Annotated in this window: 22 protein-coding genes; 16 read left to right on the plus strand and 6 right to left on the minus strand. The window is 58.2% G+C overall.

What is annotated here, in order from left to right; genetic code table 11:
- Positions 1-73: 73 nt before the first annotated feature.
- Genes ribB through ribH form a run of 4 tightly spaced genes read left to right on the plus strand, consistent with a single transcriptional unit; the run spans position 74 to position 2101 of the window.
- A complete protein-coding gene (gene ribB / locus NT131_05035; GenBank protein MCX6651006.1) occupies positions 74-784 on the plus strand; it encodes a 3,4-dihydroxy-2-butanone-4-phosphate synthase in 711 nt (236 codons plus the stop codon).
- Positions 781-1224: an FAD synthase gene (locus tag NT131_05040; GenBank protein MCX6651007.1), complete on the plus strand. Its 444-nt coding sequence runs from the start codon at positions 781-783 to the stop codon at positions 1222-1224. The genes ribB and NT131_05040 overlap by 4 nt, the downstream gene beginning before the upstream one ends.
- Positions 1224-1688 (plus strand): riboflavin synthase, encoded by a 465-nt coding sequence (gene ribC / locus NT131_05045; GenBank protein MCX6651008.1) that lies wholly within the window; start codon positions 1224-1226, stop codon positions 1686-1688. Before NT131_05040 ends, ribC begins: the two co-directional genes overlap by 1 nt.
- A 2-nt stretch (positions 1689-1690) precedes the next feature.
- Complete coding sequence (gene ribH, locus NT131_05050; GenBank protein ID MCX6651009.1) at positions 1691-2101, plus strand: 6,7-dimethyl-8-ribityllumazine synthase; 411 nt, start codon at positions 1691-1693, stop codon at positions 2099-2101.
- Between the two features lie 55 nt (positions 2102-2156).
- Here the strand turns inward: ribH and NT131_05055 are convergent, their stop codons facing one another.
- Positions 2157-3347: an aminotransferase class I/II-fold pyridoxal phosphate-dependent enzyme gene (locus NT131_05055; protein MCX6651010.1), complete on the minus strand. Its 1191-nt coding sequence runs from the start codon at positions 3345-3347 to the stop codon at positions 2157-2159.
- A 142-nt stretch (positions 3348-3489) separates the two neighbouring features.
- On the opposite strand from NT131_05055, the gene NT131_05060 reads away from it, so the two are divergent.
- A complete protein-coding gene (locus tag NT131_05060; protein ID MCX6651011.1) occupies positions 3490-5409 on the plus strand; it encodes a phosphoadenosine phosphosulfate reductase family protein in 1920 nt (639 codons plus the stop codon).
- Between the two features lie 69 nt (positions 5410-5478).
- On the opposite strand, the gene ftsZ is transcribed toward NT131_05060, so the two are convergent.
- From ftsZ to metG, 3 genes are all read right to left on the minus strand, one after another.
- A complete protein-coding gene (ftsZ, locus tag NT131_05065; GenBank protein ID MCX6651012.1) occupies positions 5479-6708 on the minus strand; it encodes a cell division protein FtsZ in 1230 nt (409 codons plus the stop codon).
- Between the two features lie 247 nt (positions 6709-6955).
- Positions 6956-7618 (minus strand): PHP domain-containing protein, encoded by a 663-nt coding sequence (locus NT131_05070; protein MCX6651013.1) that lies wholly within the window; start codon positions 7616-7618, stop codon positions 6956-6958.
- On the minus strand, positions 7615-9834 hold the full coding sequence (metG, locus tag NT131_05075) for a methionine--tRNA ligase (protein ID MCX6651014.1): 2220 nt from the start codon (positions 9832-9834) through the stop codon (positions 7615-7617). The genes NT131_05070 and metG overlap by 4 nt, the downstream gene beginning before the upstream one ends.
- Before the next feature lie 130 nt (positions 9835-9964).
- Between metG and cooS the strand changes: the two genes are divergently transcribed.
- The 3 genes from cooS (at position 9965) to NT131_05090 (ending at position 14586) form a co-directional block, all read left to right on the plus strand.
- Entirely contained in the window at positions 9965-11905 is a 1941-nt protein-coding gene (gene cooS / locus NT131_05080; GenBank protein ID MCX6651015.1) for an anaerobic carbon-monoxide dehydrogenase catalytic subunit, read from the plus strand.
- Entirely contained in the window at positions 11902-12747 is an 846-nt protein-coding gene (locus NT131_05085; GenBank protein ID MCX6651016.1) for an AAA family ATPase, read from the plus strand. Before cooS ends, NT131_05085 begins: the two co-directional genes overlap by 4 nt.
- 69 nt (positions 12748-12816) lie before the next feature.
- Positions 12817-14586 (plus strand): ribosome biogenesis/translation initiation ATPase RLI, encoded by a 1770-nt coding sequence (locus tag NT131_05090; GenBank protein ID MCX6651017.1) that lies wholly within the window; start codon positions 12817-12819, stop codon positions 14584-14586.
- Here the strand turns inward: NT131_05090 and NT131_05095 are convergent.
- Positions 14574-14813 (minus strand): hypothetical protein, encoded by a 240-nt coding sequence (locus NT131_05095; GenBank protein MCX6651018.1) that lies wholly within the window; start codon positions 14811-14813, stop codon positions 14574-14576. The two genes, NT131_05090 and NT131_05095, sit on opposite strands and share 13 nt — an antisense overlap.
- An 80-nt stretch (positions 14814-14893) precedes the next feature.
- On the opposite strand from NT131_05095, the gene NT131_05100 reads away from it, so the two are divergent.
- The 3 genes from NT131_05100 to NT131_05110 all read left to right on the plus strand — a co-directional run bounded on the left by NT131_05100 (position 14894) and on the right by NT131_05110 (position 17216).
- Entirely contained in the window at positions 14894-16066 is a 1173-nt protein-coding gene (locus NT131_05100; protein ID MCX6651019.1) for an FprA family A-type flavoprotein, read from the plus strand.
- A 30-nt stretch (positions 16067-16096) separates the two neighbouring features.
- A complete protein-coding gene (locus tag NT131_05105; GenBank protein MCX6651020.1) occupies positions 16097-16216 on the plus strand; it encodes a desulfoferrodoxin FeS4 iron-binding domain-containing protein in 120 nt (39 codons plus the stop codon).
- 85 nt (positions 16217-16301) lie between these two features.
- Positions 16302-17216, plus strand: a complete 915-nt coding sequence (locus tag NT131_05110; protein MCX6651021.1) for a PHP domain-containing protein — start codon at positions 16302-16304, stop codon at positions 17214-17216.
- Here the strand turns inward: NT131_05110 and NT131_05115 are convergent.
- Positions 17210-18604 carry a dihydrolipoyl dehydrogenase gene (locus NT131_05115; GenBank protein MCX6651022.1) on the minus strand — a complete coding sequence of 465 codons (1395 nt, stop codon included), beginning with the start codon at positions 18602-18604 and terminating at the stop codon, positions 17210-17212. The two genes, NT131_05110 and NT131_05115, sit on opposite strands and share 7 nt — an antisense overlap.
- A 96-nt stretch (positions 18605-18700) precedes the next feature.
- Here NT131_05115 and NT131_05120 point away from each other — a divergent pair, with 96 nt between their 5' ends.
- The 5 genes from NT131_05120 to NT131_05140 all read left to right on the plus strand — a co-directional run bounded on the left by NT131_05120 (position 18701) and on the right by NT131_05140 (position 22385).
- Positions 18701-19084, plus strand: coding sequence for a putative zinc-binding protein (locus NT131_05120; protein MCX6651023.1), 384 nt, complete (start codon positions 18701-18703; stop codon positions 19082-19084).
- A gap of 204 nt (positions 19085-19288) precedes the next feature.
- Positions 19289-20611: an ammonium transporter gene (locus tag NT131_05125; protein MCX6651024.1), complete on the plus strand. Its 1323-nt coding sequence runs from the start codon at positions 19289-19291 to the stop codon at positions 20609-20611.
- A 5-nt stretch (positions 20612-20616) separates the two neighbouring features.
- Entirely contained in the window at positions 20617-20955 is a 339-nt protein-coding gene (locus tag NT131_05130) for a P-II family nitrogen regulator (protein ID MCX6651025.1), read from the plus strand.
- 52 nt (positions 20956-21007) lie between these two features.
- Positions 21008-21712 carry a DNA alkylation repair protein gene (locus tag NT131_05135; protein ID MCX6651026.1) on the plus strand — a complete coding sequence of 235 codons (705 nt, stop codon included), beginning with the start codon at positions 21008-21010 and terminating at the stop codon, positions 21710-21712.
- Positions 21705-22385, plus strand: coding sequence for a metal-dependent hydrolase (locus tag NT131_05140; protein ID MCX6651027.1), 681 nt, complete (start codon positions 21705-21707; stop codon positions 22383-22385). The genes NT131_05135 and NT131_05140 overlap by 8 nt, the downstream gene beginning before the upstream one ends.
- Positions 22386-22421 lie beyond the last annotated feature (36 nt).

The following is a 22421-nucleotide window of genomic DNA, read 5'->3' on the forward strand; positions in this document are numbered from 1 at the left end:
GACGCTGTTCTTTACCAAATGAGTTGTAGTAACGCAATAACTAATATGCTATCTCTTTCTCGGAGAGGCCATCATGAGCGACGAAGTTATCTTGGATGCCATGAAGGACATCTGCGAGGGCAAGATGGTGTTCATCTTCGATTCTGACAACCGGGAGAAGGAGACGGACATGACCATAGCCTCTCAGTTCGTGACCTCCGCCTCCATCAGGGAGATGCGGAAGAACGCCGGCGGGCTGATCTGCACTACCGTCGACAACGACATCTGTCGCAAGCTGGACATGCCGTTTCTGGTCGACGTCCTGGCCTGCAATCACCGCCAGCATCCGGTCCTGGAACTGCTGTCCCCGAACGACATTCCCTACGATACGAAGTCGGCCTTCTCCATCACCATCAATCACCGCAAGACCTTCACCGGGGTGACCGACAACGACCGCGCCCTCACCGTGTCCGAGTTCGCCAAGTTGGCACAGGAAACTGTGTCCATGAGCGACGAGGAGGCCAGGACGGAGTTCGGAAAGCGCTTCCGTTCTCCCGGACACATCCATATGCTGAATTCCACGCCCCAGCTGCTGAGCAAGCGTAAGGGGCACACCGAACTGGCCACGGCCATGATGGTCCTCGCGGGGGTCACCCCTAGCGCCACCATCTGCGAGATGATGGGCGACGACGGGTACGCCCTCAGCAAAGAAAAGGCTAAAAAGTATGCAAAACGATTTGACCTATGCTTCCTGGAAGGGAAGGACATCATCGAATTTTGGAAGAGGGGCGGTAACGGGAAATGACCAGGGTAATGGCCAGCGGCGTCTTCGACATATTGCATCCGGGGCATCTGCGCTATCTGCAAGAGGCCAAGGACCTAGGGGACGAGCTGGTCGTCGTTGTGGCCACCGACGCCACGGTGCGCCGCCGAAAGCATGAGCCGATAACCCCGGACAAGATGCGCCTGGAACTGATCTCGGCGCTGAAGATGGTGGACCAGGCCGTTCTCGGAAGCGACGGGGACATGTTCAGCGTGGTGGAGAGGATAAGGCCGGACATCATCGCCTTGGGGTATGACCAGGACTTCGACGAGAAGAGGATCGAGGAGACCTTGGCCAAGCGGGGAATGAAGGTGAAAATCGTGCGACTTTCCAAGCACGGCGGGGACCTCAACGGCACCCGCAAGATCATAGGCAAGGTCATAGACTGGTACACCCAGAACAAGAAGGCCGTGGAGGACTGATGAAGACCATCGGGATCGTCGACACCACCTTCGCCCGGGCGGACATGGGCGGGGCGGCCATAGACGAGCTGAAGAACTACGGCACAGGGTACAAGATCGTCCGGGTCACCGTGCCCGGAATCAAGGACTTGCCGGTGGCGGCAAAGAAGCTTTTAGACGATGGGTGCGACATTGTGATGGCCCTGGGGATGCCCGGCAGCAAGCCCACGGACAAGATGTGTGCGCACGAGGCCTCCACCGGTATAATCACCGCGCAGCTGATGACCAACAAGCACATCATCGAGGTGTTCGTCCACGAGGACGAGGCGGAAGATGGTAAGCTGGCCTGGCTGATGGAACATAGAGCGAGGGAGCACGCCCGGAACGCCTACGACATGATATTCAAGCCCGAGCGGCTGACCAAGAACGCCGGTCGGGGATTGAGGCAGGGCTACGAGGACGTTGGCCCAGTTAGGGAGAGATGAAAATGACGAGGTACAACATCGGAATAGTGGTCTCGGAGTTCAACTACGATATAACCAGCATGATGCTGGAGCGGGCGAAGGCGCACGCGGAGTTCCTGGAGGCGAAAGTGGCCAAGGTAGTGCACGTCCCCGGGGTCTACGACATACCCTTGGCAACCAAGATGTTGCTCAAGGACAACAGCATCGACGGCGTGGTTACGCTCGGTTGCGTAATCGAAGGCGAGACGGAGCACGACCAGATCGTCATCCAGAACGCCGCGAGGAAGATAACCGACCTGTCGCTGGAGTTCATGAAGCCGGTGGCACTAGGCATCACTGGACCGGGAATGACCAGACTGCAGGCCGAGGACCGCATCGAGAACGCCAAGAACGCCATGGAAGCCTGCGTCAAGATGCTGAAGCGGCTCTATTGAAACCTCTTTATCATCAATTTTAAAGATAAAACAAAAGCGTTTGAGAAGGGCGGCCTCAGGCCACCTTTCTCATGTAGCTCTCGATGGAGTCGAACGCCTTACCTAGTATCTCCTCGTTGGGCAGGAACACCATGCGGAAGTGGTCCTTGCCGTACACCGGGCAGAACCCGGAGCCGGGGACGAGGAGCACGTGGCATTTGTTCAGGATGTCCAGCACGAACTCCCGGTCGTCCTTCCAGTGATCGGACTCGATCTTGGGGAACATGTAGAAGGCCGCCTGGGCCTTCACGCAGCTCAGCCCGGGGATTTCGTTCACCCTCTTATAGGCGAACTCGCCGCGGGCCTTGAGCTTGTTGCGCATCCCTTCCAAGTGGTCCTTGGGGTGCTTCAAGGCCTCGATGACCGCCATCTGGCAGGGAGCGTTGGCGCTTAGCCTGAGCCTGGCTTGCTTGTGCACGGCCTCCTCAATCTCGTCCAATTGGCCGGTCGTGTCGTGGAAGGCCGCGTAGCCCAGCCTCCAGCCGGGAAGCAGGTCCACCTTGGAGAACCCGTTGACCAATATGCAGGGTACGTCCTTGGCCAGGGTGGCCGGGGAGTAGTGCTCGCCCTCAAAGGTCATCAGGTCGTAAATCTCGTCGGATATGACGAAAAGGCCGTACTCTCCGGCCAGGTCAGCGATCTCCTTCAGCTTCTTCCGGCCATATACCGCTCCAGTGGGGTTGTTAGGGTTGATGACCGCGATGAACTTGGTATGTGGAGTGATCTTCTTCCTCAGGTCGTCGATGTCCGGTTGCCAGTTCTCCTCCTCGATGGTGCGGTAGGTGACCGCCTTCCCGCCGAAGAACTTGGGGAACTCCAGATAAGAGACGTAGCTGGGTCCGGGGACCAGCGCTTCGTCGCCGTTGTCGATGGTGGCCGCGCATATCATCTGCAATGCTTCGGTCACACCGTTGGTGACGATCAGGTCCTGGAGGTCCAGGTCGATGCCGTTCTTCTTCTTCTCCTTCTCGATGATGGCCTTCCTCAGCTCGACGTTGCCTTCGGACTCCTCGTAACCGTTGTCGCACTTCTCCACGGCAGCGCAGAGGGCGTCCCTTACATGCTTCGGCGTCTTGAAGTCGAACTTGTTGGGGTCCCCGATATGCAGCTTTATGATCTCGTGACCCTGCTTCTCCAGTTCCCTCGCTGGCAGCAGCATCTCCCGGATCGCATAGCTGATACCCATCGTGCGCTTGGTGGCTTTCATGGTATCAGGGCGGGATGATGAAATTACTGCTATTTAGGCTTAGATATGCTGACACTATACCCGAAGGAAGTCATTTTGACCGACAAAACCTACCCCGAAGGGAAACGGAGATTTTATAGGGGTCCCTGCACTAGCCGCAGGCATGGCCTTGGTCCGCCTTGGGAAGATGCACCTGCGCTGGTGCGATCAGTGCAACGTCCCGGTCCTCGAGGATGATAAGTGCGGGCGCTGCGGAGGTAGGACGGAGGCGGTGGAAATGACCCCTCCGGGTGACGCCAGACCGGCCTTCCCATATGACTTGAACATGGTTCGAAGCCTGATAGACCTGCAGTTCGGTCCAGGTTCCGGAGAGGCCTTGCTTCCGATGGACCAGGCCCATGTCATGAACAAGGTCCCCGGGCTGGACCGTATGGACGAGGTCATCTCCGGAGGCATGGTCGTGGCCACTATGCGCTACGACCTGGGGGTGGGATGGAAAGTGCTCCTCAGGGTCAAGGGCGCGTCCCGCATAATTGCGAAGGCCACCAAGAATATGGTCGTGGCCGACGCCGGGGCGGTGGAACCGATCCTTGGCTCGCAGAACCTCATGGCCCCGGGTGTTGGGAAGGTCGTGGGCGAGTTCGGCAAGGGAGAGGAGGTTATCGTATTGCACCCCGACGGGAACGCCCTGGCCACTGGCGTCGCCCGCATGGACTCCGCAGAGATGTGCTCTGCCGAGAGGGGGGTGGCCGTCAAGGTCCGGTGGTCGGAGAGGACAGGCGCGGTGGAGATTGGCGCAAAGGCCGATTGGAAAGTGGCCATCGAGGCCAATTCCAAGGTCATGCACCGTCGCGTGGAGGAAAGCATGGAGTTCGTGCGCCGCCTGGCGGAGGAGCACAAGGACATTCCGCAGGTGGTTTCCTTCTCCGGAGGTAAAGACAGTCTGGCCACGTTGCTTTTGACCAGGGATGCCGGCCTAAGGCTCCCGGCATTCTTCATCGATACCGGACTGGAATTCCCGGAGACGGTGGAATACGTCTATCGCCTCAAAGAAGAGCTGAACCTCGATCTTGTCCTGGGGAAGGCGGAGGAGGACGCCTTCTTCGGCAACTTGGAGTTCTTCGGGCCTCCGGGAAAGGACTATCGCTGGTGCTGCAAGACCAATAAGCTGGGACCTACAGTGAAGGCCATCGTTGAACACTATCCGAACGGTCTTCTCTCTTTCATCGGCCAGCGCAGATACGAATCGGAGCAACGGGCCAGCAAGCCCCGGGTCTGGCGCAATCCTTGGACTCCGGGGCAGATCGGCGCCTCCCCTATACAAGACTGGACCTCCCTACACGTCTGGCTATACATCTTCCAGAGCGGCGTCAGCTACAACCCCTGGTACGAGAGGGGATTGGACCGCATCGGCTGTTTCCTGTGCCCGGCCTCGGACATGGCCGAGATCGGATTAATCAGGGGGAGCCCGGCCTACGAAAGATGGGAGGCTTTTCTGCGCAGCTATGCGGAGAAGAAGGGGCTGGGCCCGGAATGGGTGGAACATGGTCTGTGGAGGTGGAAGAAGGTCCCTCCGTCGGTGATGGAGGAGCTCAAGCGCAACATCCCCGGTTTCGAGCTGACCAGAAAGGAGGGGATGCGCACAGGAGAAGGGAACCTCCGTTTGCGCATGCAGGACGGGTTCTCTCCCTGCACCTTAGGATTCAGCATCGAAGGGGCCTTCAGCCGGGACCTGGACCTGGAGCAGGTCAGCAGTGTGCTCAATATGTTAGGGGAAGTGGAGAACGGCGCGATGGACGGATGGGCTGCCGTTGGCAACGTCACGGTGTTCCGCGAAGGGGCGTTGATCGCCAAAGGTCCGGACCAAGAGCAAATAAGAAAAAATGTGGAAAAGGTTCGCCGTGCGGTGGTTAAGGCCGAGGAATGCGTCGGTTGCGGAGTGTGTATCGCCAGATGCAATGAGGGTGCACTTTTACTGACGCAGGGCAGGATTCGCGTGGAAGCGAGCCGATGCATCCATTGCGGTAGATGCTTCGAGCCCTGCCCGGCGATCAGCTTCGGCGACGCCGCTTTTGACTTTTAGAGGCCACCGGCGACATATAGTGGACGGTGGCCGGGTCAATCGGCGCAGCCCTCGTTGACCCCCTCCGCATCAGCGCACGAAGTCGATATCGTCGTCCCGGTTCTTCGGCCTCTGCTGCTGGTATTGCTGCTGTTGCGGCTGCTGGTTCTGCTGCGGGTAACCCTGGCCACTGCGCTGTGCCTCCATTGGGGCGCCGCGGCTGCCCATGATGTACTTGGACTTGGCCCCGGTCACTATGAGCAGCACCTTGACGATCCCTTCCAGTTCAGGATCGATGGAGCATCCCCATATGATGCGAGCACGCGGAGAGACGCTGTTGGTGACGAGCTCGGCCACCCTTTGGGCCTCGCCCACGGACAGGTCTGGACCGCCGACGACACGGATCAGGGCGCCTTTAGCATCCTTCAGCTCGATCTCTCCTAGCATGGGGGAGGTTAGCGCCTCGTGCACCGCGGACTTCACGCGGTCGTCCTCGTCGCTGTTTCCCTCTCCGATACCGACGAAGGCTACTCCACCCTCGTTCATGACGGTCATGATGTCGGCGTAGTCCAGGTTGACCAGGCCGGGCTTGGTAATGATCTCGGTCAGGCCCTTGATGGTCTGCATGAGCACCTCATCGGCCACCTTGAAGGCGGCGTCGACCGGCAGTTTAGGCACCAGCTCCAGCAGCTTGTCGTTGGGTATGACGATGGTGGTGTCGCAGATCAGCCTCATCTTGTTGAGGCCGTCCAGGGCGTTCTCCATGCGTACGGTCCCTTCGGCCTTGAAGGGGATGGTGACGACACCGATGGTGAGCGCGCGGACCTGCTCTTTGGCGATCCGCGCTACATAGTGCGCAGAGCCAGTACCGGTCCCGCCACCCATACCGGCGGTTACGAAGACGATGTTGGAGCCGTTCAGGAACTCCCTGATCTCTCCATCGTTCTCTCGAGCGGCTGACTCGCCGATCTCGGGCTTGGCACCGGCGCCCATTCCGTGAGTGGCCGTGCGTCCGATCAGGATCTTATGCGGGGCCTTTATGGTCAGCAGGTGCTTGGCGTCAGTGTTGATGGCGCAGAGCTGAGCACCGTTGATGTTGGCTTCCCAGCAACGGTTGATGGTGTTGCAACCGCCGCCACCGCAGCCTATGATCTTGATGCAGACATCAAGCTGGGCGGCTATCTTTTCCAAATCCTCATCGATGGCGGACTTGGGGGCTGGTTGCGACTGGATCGGCTCCTGCTTTGCAGGGTCGACCTTGCCGTTGGCGTTCTCATACTTAGTGTTCGCTAAAGCATTCTTAACCAAAGAACTGGTCATTAGTGCATCCCTCTGCATAGGATAAGGAAAAACGCAAATATAAAGTTTGCTTTATTTTAAAACCCTGGATATTGGATGACGGGTGTCAGACATGACCCGGTGTAACAGGGTTGATGTTGCTCACTGAGGAGTGTTTTCAATGAGGATAGCTGATAAAAAATGGGAATCTGGATTCGATCATTGATGTGATCGACGCGACAAAAAAGTGTTCTGGAAGGTGCGTTGATATGATCGGATGACCTACGATTTACATTCTTTTCAGGCCACGACCCATCCATTGACCGATGCACTTTACCCCATACCCGACCGACTCCACCCTGGGCCGGTTCCGGCCCCCGGTGTTGCCAGACCCGGAAAGGATCTCTTTGATGACCTCTTCCACCGAACCGCAGTCCCTTGAGGTCTCGAAATATGTTGTCCCGATAGTCTCTGGTTCGTGGGAGTCGCTGCCTGCCGAGAAGGGGCGCTTCAGATCGGAGGCCAGCTTTCTGGCCATGGCGTTGTGCCGATGGGTGGAGCGGCCGTTGTGTACCTCGATGGCGTCGAAGTCGTTCGCTCGTACGACCTCCTCGCCCAGGCCTGACCAGACACGGTAGGGATGGGCGGCCACGGCGATGCCTCCCTGTGCCCGAATACGGTCTATGGTCTCCCCCACCTCCAGGTTCCGAGGGACCTCCTCCTGGATGTTATAAGCCAATATGTGCCCCTTGGACGAGGATATCTCCATCCCAGGGATGACCAGAACGTCCTGGCAGTGCAACGCTATGGCCTTAAGGGATCCGTTCATGGAATTATGGTCCATTATGGCCACTCCGGCCAGGCCCTTTTTGGCACAGGCGTCCAGCACTTCCTCAATCAGGTTGCTGGAATCGCGGGACTGACAGGAGTGCACATGAAGGTCGAACCTCATCTCACTTTCGCCCCGTTGTCCAATTCCCCGTCCACGCCGATGCTCACCTTCTTCTCGGTGTACAGCGGCAGGGCGACGTCCGCCCCCTCCTTGGGTAAGAAGAAGGCCGCCTGCTTGCCCTTCACCAAGGATGATGTGTCCGCTTTGACCCTGTATCCTAGGTCCGCTTCTTTGTCGTCGACGACGGTTCCGGTGCGCAGCACGAACGCTTGGAACTCCGAGAAAGAGAGTACTTTACTACCGGGGTTCAATCCGCTGGTCACCTTATCGCCAGGATCGGCAGGTCCCGAGGGCGTGAGCACTTTGACCTTCTCTCCGGCCTCGGCCGCTAGGACCATACCCTGTGACTCCACGCCGCGCAGCTTGGCCGGCTGCAGGTTGGTGATGACCACTACCTTCTTCCCGGTGAGCTCCTCCTTGCTGTAGAATGCCTTCAGCCCGGCCACCAACTGTATCGGCCGGCCGATGTTGACCTTGAGCACCATCAGCTTGTCGGCGTTAGGATGGTCGCTGACCTCCTCGATCAGTCCGACGCGGAGGTCCAGGGACTCGAACGCGGAGAAAGGAGACTCCTCTTTGGGCATCTCCACCTTCTTGTATAGCGGCTTCGGCTCTGGTAATGTCCGTCCTACGTTCAATTCCTTGGTGGCCCATTCCCAGGAGCCGTCGGCAATCTTACCGTCGTTGGCCAGGAACCCCCAGAGTTTTTGCGTGGAGAAGGGCAGGTAGGGGTTGGCGAGGACCGCCAGCGCCTGCACGATCCTGAGGTTCAGGTGCAACACTCCGCCGCACTTTTCTTTGTCCGTCTTCAGCAGGCTCCATGGTGCCACAGAATCGAAGAAGCGATTGCCGAACTGGGCCAGGTCCATGACCGCTTTCAGACCCTTCTTGAATTGGCAGATGGAGACGTTGGTGTCCATTTCCAGCAGTGCCTGGGCGATGGCCTCGTCGACCAGCTTCGTTTCCGCCTCTAGCCCTTCCGGCAGGGGCGGGACCTCCTTGAAGTTCTTCTGGGTGAAACTGAGGACCCGGTGGAAATAGTTGCCAAGCGTGGCTACCAGTTCGTTGTTGATCTTGGTCTCGAAGTCCTCCCAAGAGAAGTCGGCATCCTTGCCCTCTGGCATGTTGATCGACATGTAATAACGCAACAGGTCGGCGTCGAACAGCTTGAGTATGCTTGGTATGTCGATGCTCGGCCCCTTGCTCTTGGATAGCTTCATCTCTTTGAAAGTAAGGAACTCGTTGGCCGGAACATCGTACGGTAGGTTCAGTCCGCCATATCCCATTAATATGGACGGCCAGATGATGGTGTGGAAGGGTATGTTGTCCTTGCCCAGGAAATAGTAGCTCTTGATCTCGGGGTCCATCCAGTAGTCCTTCCAGGCGTCAGGCCGGCCGATCCTCTGGGCCCACTCCTTACTCGCCGAGAGGTAACCGATGACCGCCTCGAACCAGACGTAGATGACCTTGCCTTCCGTTCCCGGAAGCGGTACCGGCACGCCCCATGTCATGTCACGGGTGATGGGGCGGTCCTTGAGACCCGATTCCAGCCAATTCTGGGTGAAGAGCTGCACGTTGGAGCGCCAGTGCTTGCTTCCTTGAACATAGGAGAGCAACGGCTGCTCGAAATCGGTCAGCTTGAAGAAGTAGTGCTGCGCCTCACGCATCTCCGGGCGGGACCCGCAGTTGATGCACACTGGATCGACGACGTCTCCCACTTCGAAGGTGGTGCCGCAATTATCGCACTGGTCGCTGCGGCTGTTCTCGTTACCGCACTTTACGCACTTTCCTTCTACGTACCTGTCGGGTAGGAACTTGGCGCACTTGTGGCAGTAGTACTGCATCGTCTGGCGTTGTTCCAGATATCCTTTCTTCAAGAGCGTGAGGAAGATATCGTGCACCACGTTGATATGGTTCTGAGTATGCGTCTTGGTGAAGAGGGAGAACTCTATGCCCAGGTCCTCGATGGCCTTCTTGTTGATCTCGTGGTAGCGTTCGGCCACCTGCTCCGGCGTTGAGCCTTCCTTATCAGCGCGGACCGTCACCGGTGTCCCGTGCTGGTCCGAGCCGGATACCATGAGGACCTCGTGACCCTTCAGACGATGATAGCGACAGAAGATGTCGGGGGGCAGCAGCGATCCTGCCAGGTGCCCCATGTGAATTGCGCCGTTGGCGTAAGGCCAGGCCACGCCGATGAATACTTTTGGTCGCTCCATCGGCGGAGGAATAGTTTTTCGGCATTTAACTTTGCTGTCGAAAGAAAATAGCGCAACTTCATATACTTACAAATTCAAATTTTAATATCATTATCGTGCAGAAGATATTGAAGATGATGCAGGTGGTCGTATGGCAGATGATCAGGAAATCGAAATCATTACGGTGGAATGTATAAGAACACCTCCAGGACGCGTCACCCCGGATAAGGTGCCGGAGAATGTGGAAAAGAGGGCAATGGACCCTTCGGTCAAGGAGGTACTGGCCAAAACCATGCTGGAGGGCGTGGAGACCGTTTGGGACCGTTTCGAGAAGCAACAGCCTTCTTGTAAGTTCTGCGACAGCGGGGTATCCTGTCAACGCTGCGCCATGGGCCCCTGCCGTATCATGGGTGAAGGGAGGGACCGCGGGGTCTGTGGCGCCACAGCTGATCTAATATGTTCCCGCAACTTGTTGGACCAGATCGCCACTGGGGCTGCCGCGCACTCCGACCACGGGCGAGAGGTGGCTGAGACCCTGCTTAAAGCGGCCAGAGGCGAAGCCCCCAAGTATGGGATCACGGACGAGGTCAAGTTGATGACCTTGGCCAAGGAATACGACCTGGACATCAAGGCCCCGGTGAACAAGGTGGCGGAGAGTTTGGCCCTGGCCATGCTGGAGGAGTTCGGCACTTTGAAGGGGGAACTGACCATGATAAAGCGCCTACCCCCGGGAACATACGAGATGCTCAAGAAAGGTGGGTTGCTTCCCCGTTCCGTCGACCGCGAGATCGTGGAGGCCATGCACCGGGTGCATATGGGCGTGGGTGCGGATTACCGCAACATCCTGGCGCACGGAGTGAGGGCCTCGCTGGGTGACGGCTGGGGAGGCTCCATGATCGGGACCGAGGTCAGTGACGTGATGTTCGGTACGCCAAGCATCAAGAAGACTAAGGTGAACCTGGGCGTTCTGAAGAAGGACCAGGTGAACATCTCCCTGCACGGCCACAACCCGGTGCTGTCGGAGATGATAGTGAAAGCTGCCGCATTGCCGGAAATGAAAAAGGCGGCCGAGGAGGTTGGAGCCAAAGGCATCAATCTGGTGGGACTATGTTGTACTGGCAACGAATTGCTAATGCGAAAGGGTGTGCCGCAGGCCGGTAATCACCTAAGCCAAGAACTGGTTATAACCACCGGTGCCCTGGAGGTCATGATAGTAGATTACCAGTGCATCTTCCCGTCGTTGCCGCACACTGCCGCCTGCTACCACACCAAGGTGATCACCACCTCCCCCAAGGCCAAGATCCCGGGCGGAATATATATGGAGGTCAATCCGGAGAACGCCTACGAGCAGGCCAAGCGCATGATTTCCATGGCCATAGCCAACTTCAAGAACCGGGATGAGGGACGCGTGCTCATACCGAACAAGCCCATGGACGCCATGGTCGGGTTTTCGGTCGAATCGCTGCGGGCCGCTCTGGGAGGAACGCTCAAGCCGTTGCTGGACCTTATCCTTGAGGGCAAGATCAGAGGGGCCGTGGGTATCGTCGGTTGCAACAATCCAAAGATAAAGCAGGACTACGGACACATCACCCTGGCCAAGGAGCTGATTCGCCGGAACATCATCGTGGTGGAGACCGGATGCGCCGCCATCGCCTGCGCCGAAGCGGGATTGATGAGGCCAGAGGCCGCAGACCTGGCGGGCAAATCTCTGGGAGATGTTTGTCGATCCCTCGGTATACCCCCGGTGCTGCACATGGGTTCCTGCGTGGACAACACCAGGATCCTGACCCTAGCCGCGGAACTGGCCAATTTGGCCGGAGTGCGAGTGGACCAGCTGCCTGTGGCCGGCGCCGCTCCCGAGTGGTACTCGCCGAAAGCGGTGACCATAGGCTGTTACTTCGTAGGTTCGGGCATCAGCGTCGCACTGGGGGTCATGCCCAAGATCTCCGGCAGTCCCAACGTCATCAAGCTGTTGACCGAGGACCTCGAAGGAGCGGTGAAGGCCAAGTTCTGGGTCGAACCAGATCCCAAGAAGACCGCAGCCATACTCTTCGACCACATCGAGACGAAGAGGGCGGAACTGGGACTATGAGCCGGAAGGGCGCTTCAGAACTGGTCAAGGAACTGCGCCGGAGATCGGGGAACCAGGGCGGACAGAGGATATTGGTGGCCGGAAAGGGGGGCGCGGGCAAGACCACCCTCTCGGCCGCGCTCTGTCTCCTGGCGGCTGCTGAAGGACGGCGAGTACTGGCGGTGGACCAGGACGCCCAGCAGAATCTGGCCTATTCGCTAGGATATCCGCCGGAGAAGGCGGCCGCCCTCCGTCCCATCACCCAGGATCTGGATTACGTGGAACAGCGCGTGGGCACCCGCCCCGGCCAGGGTTGGGGCGGCCTCATCAACCTGAACCCGGACGTTTCCGACGTGACCGAGCGATTCGGCATCCGTATCTCTCCGAACCTGCATCTGCTGGTCATGGGCGGGGTAGTGCAGGCTTCTACCGGCTGCCTGTGTCCGGAGAACTCTCTGCTCGGAGCGTTGGTTCGCTTCCTCAACTCCCGGGAGGACGACCTAATCGTCATGGATGCCCAGGCCGGACTGGAACCGTTCGGGCGGACCGTGGCCGATGGTTTCCACACCACGCTGGTCGTCTCCGAGCCCACCTTCAACTCATTGCAGGTGGCGGGGCGTGTCGCTCATCTCTCCCGGGAGATCGGGGTGCGCCGGGTGGACCTGGTGCTGAACAAATGCCATGGAACGGAGGACGAGCAGAAGGCACGGTGGCTGTTGCCTGATGCGGACTTCGACCGGGTGCACTTGCTGCCCTTGGACCCTGAGGTAGGCGAGCGTGAGCCGGACGTCTCTCCACTGGTCGGCGGTAATGGACCGTACATGCAGGCGGTCAGACGCTTGGCCGAATCGCTGGGATCTTAAATATTGTACTACGAACGGGCGTGACGTCCGTCCATTAATTTTTTATGCCCCCTTTCAATAGGTGGGGGCATGCGCATAGCGGTGCTTCTGAGGGACCGGTGTCAGTACAAGAAGTGCAACCAGGAATGCCTGAAGTACTGTCCCAAGGTCCGCACTGGAGTGGAGGCGGTCGTCATCGGCGAGGATCACCGCCCCATCATATCCGAGGAGCTTTGCGTGGGCTGCGGCATCTGCGTGCACAAATGCCCCTTCGAGGCCATCAAGATCATCGGTCTCCCGGACGAGCTGAACCAGGACATCGTACACCAGTACGGGGAGAACGGCTTCCGCCTTTATCGCCTTCCCATTCCCAAGGAGGGCCTGGTCACAGGAATACTTGGTCCGAACGGGATCGGCAAGAGCACGTCCTTCCGTTTGTTGTCCGGGGAGGAGATACCTAACCTCGGGCATTACGATAACCCTCCTAGCAAGGACGAGGTGCTAGAGCACTTCGCCGGCACCGAGCTGCACGACCACCTGAAACGGGTGTTCGACAAGAAGGTGCGCACCTCCATCAAGCCGCAGTACGTGGACAAGCTGCCGTCGGTGTTCAAGGGCAGCGTGCGGGAGCTGCTGAAGAAGGTGGAGGGACGCATGACCTTGGACGAGGTGGTGCCGCTGCTGGAGCTGCAGGAGGCGGTCAACCGCAATATGACCGAACTGTCCGGCGGTGAGCTGCAGAGGGTGGCCATAGCCGCCTCCATAATGAAGGACGCCGAGATCTATTTCTTCGATGAGCCCTCGTCCTACCTGGATATTTACCAGAGGATGAGGGTAGCCCGCATCATCGAGAAGCTGGCCAAGGAGAAGCAGGTCATCGTCATCGAGCACGACCTGGCCATCCTGGACTTCCTGGCCGAGAACGTTTACTTGGTGTTCGGTTCCGAGGGAGCCTTCGGCATATTCTCCCTCCCCCGGCCGGTGCGCTCGGCTATCAACATCTATCTGGATGGGTACGCCAAGGAGGAGAACATGCGTTTCCGGGATACCCGTATCGTGTTCGAGTCCCGGCCGCCGCGCTCCAACTGGGAGCAGTTCAACCTCATGGAGTATGGGACGATAGAGTGCCAGTACCCTTCCTTCCACCTGAAGGTGGAGCCAGGCTCCATCAAGATCGGGGAGACTGTGGGCGTGGTCGGTCCCAACGCCATCGGCAAGACCACCTTCGTCAAGGTGCTGGCCGGGGTGCAGCAGCCCACGGTGGGCAAGATAGACAGCAAGTTCAAGGTCAGCTTCAAGCCACAATACATCAGCCCGGACTTCGAGGGCACGGTGCGGGAGATGTTCACCGCCACGGTGAAGGACTTCTTCGAATCCAGCTTCTTCCAGAGCGAGATCGCCAAGCCGCTGTCCCTCAAGAACCTCCTGGACAAGAACATAATGACCCTTTCCGGGGGCGAGCTGCAGCGCGTCTCCATCGCCTCCTGCCTTTCCCGCGAGGCGGACATCTATCTGCTGGACGAACCGTCCGCTTACCTGGACTCCAACCAGAGGATGGAGGCGGCCAAGACCGTCCGCCGGGTGATGGAGAAGAGGGGGCGCAGCGCCCTGGTCGTGGACCACGACATCTATTTCCTGGACATGGTCTCTGACTCCATAATGGTGTTTAGCGGCGTGGCCGGGAAAGAGGGGCTGGGCAAAGGACCGCTCGAAATGCGCCAGGGCATGAACCTTTTCCTCAAGGACGTGGACGTCACTTTCCGCAGGGACAACGACACCAACCGCCCGCGCATAAACAAGGCCGGGTCCCGCTTGGATCGGGAACAGAAGGAGAAGGGCGAGTACTATTATTCGGACTGAGGCGCCTTCTCCGAACCCATCCACCATACCCAGCAGGCCTTCTCACGGTCCACCTCGCCGCAAATAAGTCCTATCAGGCGCAGCTTGTTGAGCGAACGTGAAAGGTCGTCGGGACAGCGGTACCCGAAGAAGGAGAAGAGCATGTCCTCCATCTCTCTGGTGGTGTAACGGCCCTCGCCCATGACGTCGCGCAAGGCCACGACCACCATCTGCAGGGTCTCATTCATCGACGGGTGATTGCGGGGGAGCTCAAAAAACCTTCCTGCCAAGAATGTATAAATCCAAGGCGCTATCAATGACCGATACCATGGACGCGGTCGAGATCGCAGAAGGCATCTATTGGGTCGGAGCGCTGGATTGGAACGCCCGCAGTTTCCACGGGTTCAGCACGCCACGGGGGACGTCCTACAACGCCTATCTCATCCTGGACGAGAGGAACGTTCTGATCGATTGCGTCAAGACCCCGTTCCTGGGGGAGATGATATCCCGCATAAAATCGGTTATAGATCCCAAGGAGATCGATCTAATCGTCTCCAATCATGCCGAGGGGGACCACGCCAGCGGACTGCCCATGACCCAGCACCTCACCGGGGCGGAGATCGTCACCAGCAAGAAGGGCCTGGAGGCGCTGCGACTGAACTATGGCGAGATGAAGATGAGGGGGGTGGCGGATGGCGAGGAGCTCTCCATAGGTAAGCGCACTCTGCGCTTCCTCGAGACGCCCATGCTGCACTGGCCAGAGTCCATGTTCACCTACGCCGTGGAAGATAAGGTCCTGTTCTCCATGGACGCCTTCGGCCAGCACTACTGCTGCTCGGAGCGCTTCGATGACCAGGTGGAGCTTGGCACCCTCATGGAGGAGGCGGCCACCTATTACGCCAACATCGTGCTGCCGTTCGGCAGCCAGGTCAAGAAGGCCTACGAGAAGGTGAAGGACCTTCCTATCGCCACCATCGCTACCTCCCATGGTATCCTCTGGCGCTCGCACATCAAGGACATCGTTGACGCGTACCTGGGATGGGCCGAGGGGCGCACCGAGGAAAGGGTGCTGGTGGTCTACGACACCATGTGGGGATCGACGGAGACCATGGCCGAGACCATCACGGAGGGGGTCCGCTCCCAGGGCGTCCCGGTCACCATGATGCGCCTCACCGGCACGGAACGCTCTGCGGTCATGCGCGAAGTGCTCCGCTCTCGTGTGGTGGTCGTGGGCTCGTGCACTATCAACAATGGCATGTTCCCCACCGTGGCGGACATCACCACGTACATGAGAGGGCTGAGGCCCAAGGGGCGGAAGGCCGCGGTGTTCGGCTCCTACGGATGGGGCGGAGGGGCTACCAAGGCCATCCGGGAGAACCTGGAAGCGGGCGGGTTCGAGCTGCCGTATCAGGACTTGGACATCAAGTTCGCCCCGATGAAGGAGGGCGTGAAAAAATGCCACGCATTCGGCATGGAGATAGCGAAAAGCATTAAGTCGTAAATGCTGCGTTCACTTGGCAGGTGCTTTGAAATGACCAAGGTCGGAGAGGTCTACGAATGCGAGATTTGCGGGAACAAGGTCAAGGTCGTGGATTCCGGGGACGGGACCCTGGTATGCTGTGGTCAGGACATGACCAAGGTCAGCGGTTGACGTTCATCGCAACCCTTTTTTACATAATATTTTCTTACCCAGTGCCCGGACCGTATTAAATAAGTGAACATCCGTTCACTAATTTGTGCTCAGCAAGGCCGACGTTCACGTGCACACAAAATATTCTGGCTTTGGCCAATACAAGGCACTGAAGTTCCCGGAGTCCATAAGCCGTCCAGAGGACGTAGTGGACATCGCCCGCAAGATCGGGCTGAGGGTGCTGTGCATAACCGACCACAACTCAGTTAAGGGCGGCCTTAAGGCCCGCGAATACGCCAAGAAGTACGATGACATCGAAGTGGTGGTGGGTTCCGAGATAAAGACGGCCGAGGGCGAGGTGATAGGGCTGTTCATCGAGGAGGACGTGCCCATGAACCTTCCGGCGGCCGAGACCATAGAGAACATACGCCGGCAGGGCGGACTGGTCGTGGCCCCTCATCCCTTTTCTAGGCACGTACCGGCTTTAGGCTCCTTGGTGGACGAGCTGGACATCGACGCCTTGGAGACCTTGAACGGCGGGCATCTGGACGGATATGCTAACGCTACAGCCAAAGAGCATGCTAAGTGCGGAAGGTGGGCGGAGGTGGGTGGAAGCGATGCTCACTCCATCGGCCAGCTAGGATGCTCGCATACCACCTTCCCAGGCCAGACGGCCGAGGACTTTCGCCAGGCGCTCTTGAACAAGACCACCATGGCCCAGGGCATGATCTCTACCCTCGAGATGGGGGTCAAGTGGAGCATTCAGGTGGTCCTGCAGGCGGACAAGCTTCTGCTGGAGTCCTTCTTCGGAATACTGAAGAGCGACGATCCGGACGATCCCTTGATCAAGAAGATAAACTCCATGAAGGGCGAATGGAAGCTGGGCGCCCTCATATCATCCATGTTCTTCCTCACCCCGCCGGTGCCCTTCCTGACCAGCGTCACCGGGGTCAAGATAATGAAATTCATGAACAACCCCAAGCGGGCCGCGGTCTACCACACCGTTGATGGACATCAATGATGATAGTGCTCGTGCTCCGGGTCCTGCAGGGCGCCGAAGGCCTTGGTGACCGCCTCGCTTAGAGCGGGATGGATGCATTGGCTGCGGGCCAAGGGCATATAGGTCTGGTCCCCGGCGTTCATCAGGTACACGATCTGTTGCACCAGGATGGCGGCGTGCGAACCGACGATGTGGGCCCCGAGGATCCGCCGGCTGCCCTGGTCCACTATGACCTTGACGAGCCCCTCTTCCTCGCCCATGGCGTACCCCTTCGCGCAGTCCATGTAGTTACTGGTCCCTACCAGGACCTTGTACCCCAACTTCTTGCACTGCTCCTGGGTCAAGCCGACGCTGCCCACCTCAGGGTATCCGAAGACGGCATGGGGCACGGCGTGCTCGTCCAGCTCCACCTTCTTCTTCCCGAACATGTTGTACCAGACCAGCTCGGAATGGTAATTGGCGGTGTGGCGGAACATAGTGCGGCCGATGACATCACCGATGGCGAACACCCCAGGGACGCTGGTCTCCAGGTGCTCGTCGATCACGATGTAGTTGTCCTTATCCACGTTTATGCCCCCGGCCGCCGGTCGCAACCAATCGGCGTTGCTTTGGATCCCGGTGGTCACCAGGATCTGAGAAGCCCTTGCCTCCTTGACCTCGCCGGTATTCCGGTCCTTGTGCACAACGACCTTGATGCCCCCTTCCACGCGCGCGGAGGTGACTTCCTGGTTCACTCGCACGTCCATGTATTCCCTGGACTTCTTGAGGACGATATCGCTGATCTCCGGCTCCTCGTTCTTGAGCAGACGGGCGTTATGTCCGATTATGGTGGTGCGGCAGCCGAAGGAAGAAAGGAACAGACCGAGCTCGGAGGCTTTGTACCCTCCACCCAGGATGATCATGCTTTCCGGAAGCTCGGTGATCTCGAAGAATTCCTCCGTGGTTAAAAATCCGGCGTCTAGCAGGCCGGGGACGTCGGGCACCTTGGTGCGGGTCCCCACGGCGATGATGATCCTCTGAGAGGTTATCTGCTCCTCCCCCACCTGCAAGGTGTTCTTTCCTACGAAATGGGCGGTGGTCGAGTAGAAGTCCAACCCGTCGTCGGCCTTCACGCTCTTTAGCATCCCTTCTCGGTCGGGAAGTACCAGGTCCCACATGCGCTTCCGTACCAGCTGGAAGTCCGTCATCTCCACTTTAACATGTATGCCTATCCTCTTGGCGTCGGCAATGACCCGGACCAGTTCGGCCGGGGTGACCAGGACCTTGCTGGGAATGCAGCCCCGGTTAAGGCAGGTCCCTCCCATGGGTCCGTTCTCCACCAAGGCCACCTTCATACCTCGTTGTCTGGCCTTTGAGACCACGTTCAGTCCTGCCCCGGAACCGATCACGATCAGGTCGTACTCCTTCATGCGGAACCCCGTCCCATCTTAGGTGCGCCCATCTTAGATTAAGCTTTCCTGGCGCAAGGATTATGTGATGGCGGGTGTCATTTCTGCTTGAGCAATATGACCGGGAACGACGAATGCCAATGCAGCGGCTATGAACTGATGATCTTTTCCTGCTCGGGAGGATGCAACATAGGGCAGTTAGCCAATGATGCCGTGGAACGTTTGGTCTTGAGCGGCACTGGTAAGATGGCTTGCTTGGCGGCAGTGTCGGTGGGAATGCCCGGGCCGATAACCGGGGCCAACCAGGCCAAGTACGTCCTGGCGGTGGACGGTTGTCCGATCAAATGCGCCCGGAAGACCCTCGAAAAGGCTGGTATCAAGGTGACGCATCATGTGCTCATCACCGACCTGGGCTTGAAGAAGGTCGATGACCTGAGGCATGAACTGGGCGACGTCGACCGCGCCGTACGGTTATGTCAGGACGTCCTGCCCAAGAACTGATTTTCATATTCATTCATTAATCTCGGGAACCTATCGTTTTAATTCTTATTGGAATCGTTTGATTCCATCTATACATTTACACAATATTCAACTGAAATAACATTCATATGTTGCGTATAGAAACATTTTATTAGTTAATTATCTATTGAAGGCGCCGTAAGACCGCAAATATAACGGTCTAAGACTGCAAAGAGGTCGTAAATAATGAAACATGGAATCGGAATGAAGCTCGCGCTGCTACTGGGATTCGCCCTGTTGCTGCTACCCCTGGCCTCTTCCCCGGTGGCAGCGGCGGGCGGCGACGTGGACAGCGGCGATACTGCTTGGCTGATGATCTCGACCGGGCTGGTGTTCATCATGACCCCGGCCGTGGCCTTTTTTTACGGCGGAATGCTGCGAAAGAACAGCTTCCTGTCCATGCTTGGGCAGAGCATCATAATCATAGGCGTAGTGACCCTGATCTGGGTGATCTTCGGATATTCCCTGAGCTTCGGTTCGGATAACTGGGGTTTGATCGGGGATGCCGGTTACATCATGCTAAATGGTGTAGGCCTGTCGCCTAATGGCATCGCCCCCACCGTACCTCACATCCTGTTCATGATGTATCAGGGCATGTTCGCCATCATCACCGTAGCCCTCATCATCGGCGGTGTGGCCGAGCGCATGAAGCTAAGCTCGCTCATCGTCTTCCTATCCATCTGGACCGTGGCGGTCTACATACCTGTGGCCCACTGGGTCTGGGGCGGAGGTTGGATCTACGACATTGGGGCCTTGGACTTCGCCGGGGGAACAGTGGTGCACATCACCGCCGGCGTTTCCGTACTGGCCGCAACTTTGGTGCTGGGAAAAAGGTTGGGTCATGGCAATGGTAACCCTGAGGTGCCTCACAACATACCCATGGTTGTGCTAGGTGGCGCTCTGCTCTGGATAGGTTGGTTCGGCTTCAACGGCGGCAGCGCTCTGGCGGCCAACGGACTGGCGGCCAACGCCCTTGTGGTCACACAAATCTCTGCGGCGATGGCCGTGTTGATATGGGGCCTCATAAGCTGGCTACACACCGGCAGGGTGAGCGTGCTCGGTCTGATCTCCGGAGGCGTGGCCGGACTGGTGGCCATAACCCCGGCTGCGGGCTATGTGAATGCCACTGGTGCGCTGTTCATCGGCCTAGGCGCGGCCGTGGTCTGCTACGGCGGCATCTTGCTGCGCAAGAAAGCCGGGTTCGATGACGCCTTGGACGTCTGGGGTGTGCACGGGCTCGGCGGTACCTTTGGGGCGTTGGCTACTGGGCTGTTCGCCACCACCGCGGTCAACGCGGCGGGCAAGGACGGGCTCCTATACGGCGGTGGAGCGGACCTGCTGGTGGCTCAGACCATAGCCGTGCTCGTTGTGTGGGCCTTCGCCTTCGGGGTGACCTTCGCAATATTGAAGATAATATCCAAGGTAATGCCCCTGCGCATGAGCAAGAACGAGGAGAGGATAGGCGCGGACATAATTCAGCACGGTGAGAGCGCATACTACTTTAGGTGATGAGAATGAAAAAGATCGAAGCGATAATACGCACCGAGAAACTGGACGCGGTCAAGTGCGGGCTGGAGAAGATTGGAATGAACGCCATGACCGTGACCGACGTGATGGGCCGCGGCGAGCAGAAAGGGCTGGAATTCACTCACCGGACTGGTAAGTACCGCATCGACCTGCTTCCCAAGATCAAGATAGAACTGGTGGTGAAGGACGATGATGCTAAGAAGGTCATCGACACAATAATCGAGTGCGCCAGGACCGGAGAGATCGGGGACGGCAAGATCTTCGTCTCACCAGTGGAGGAGGTCATAAGGATAAGGACCGGCGAGAACAGCAACGGGAAGGCCTGAGACGGCCTCTACCTTCCCCTTTTTTATCCTTTTTTATCCATTACTTTATCGTATGGAAGCGGACACCGTTATGCAACGATTGAAGGACATGGCCGACCGCTCGCGCCTGGAGGGGATGGCTCGCTACGGGATCCCCATCGATAGGGCTCTGGGCGTAAGCCTACCTCAGATGAGGACCTTGGCGAAACTGGCCGGGAGGGACCATCAGCTGGCTCTGGCCTTATGGGATTCCGGGGTGCATGAGGCTATGATCATGGCCAGCCTGGTGGATGAACCGGGAAAGGTCACGGAAGGGCAGATGGAGGCCATGGTCCAAGACTTTTCTTCGTGGGACGTTTGCGACCAATGCTGCTCCAACTTGTTCAGCTATACCCCTATGGCCTGGACGAAGACTGTACAATGGAGCGAAAGAGAGGGGGTGTTCCAGAAGAGGGCTGGTTTCGCCCTGATGGCCGCCCTGGCCGTCCATGACAAAAAGGCGAGAGACGAGGAGTTCCTACCTTTTCTGAAGGCCGTGGAACGGGAAAGCGCGGACGGACGCAATTACGTCAGGAAGGCGGTGAACTGGGCTCTGAGGCAGATAGGGAAACGGAATCTCCATCTGAATCGGATTTCCGTGGAGACAGCGGAAAGGATCATGGTCAAGGGCGACAAATTCTCGAGGTGGGTAGCTGCGGACGCCCTTAAGGAGTTGAATAGCGAGGCCGTTCAGCAAAGGTTGAAGAGCCGTGAAATGAAATTAGGCAACGATGGTTGACATCGAATATCTGGGGCATTCGGCCTTTGCTTTGCGGCATGGACAGAACATCATCCTCATTGATCCGTTCATAATTGGAAATCCTAAAGCACCAGCCTCGGCCAGCGCTATCAAGCCGACGCTCATCCTGGTCAGCCACGCCCATAGCGACCATTCCGGGGATGCCGTGGAGATCTCCAAACGTTGCGGATGCCCGGTCCTGGCCACCTTCGAGGTCGGCAATAGGATGGCCGAGATGGGCGCTTCGGTGATATCCGCTCACATAGGCGGCGAGTTCACTTTTCCCTTCGGCCGAGTAAAGCTGTTCCAGGCGGTGCACTCCTCATCCTTTGACGACGTGAATAGCGTGGGCGTCCCCTGCTCCTTCCTCATCGAAATCGGCGGGAAGGTGGTCTATCACGCCGGCGACACCGCGCTGTTCGGGGACATGAGACTGATAGGGGAGGAGGCGCCTATTGACGTGGCCCTCTTACCTGTGGGCGGGGTTTTCACCATGGGTTTGAAGGACGCGGTCCGGGCGATGCGACTCCTGGGGGCCAAAATAATGGTGCCCATGCATTACGGGACATTCGAGGACATCGTCGTTCCTGAGGACCGTATGCGCCAATGCTGCGCGAACGCCCTGTTCCGATTGACCTTACTCCATCCGGGTGAACGGTTGACCGTTCCCTGAAGCAAAAGTTTTATGCTGCGGGGTCATGGGGGAGGA

Source organism: Methanomassiliicoccales archaeon (assembly GCA_026394395.1).
Taxonomy (GTDB): Archaea; Thermoplasmatota; Thermoplasmata; order Methanomassiliicoccales; family UBA472; genus UBA472.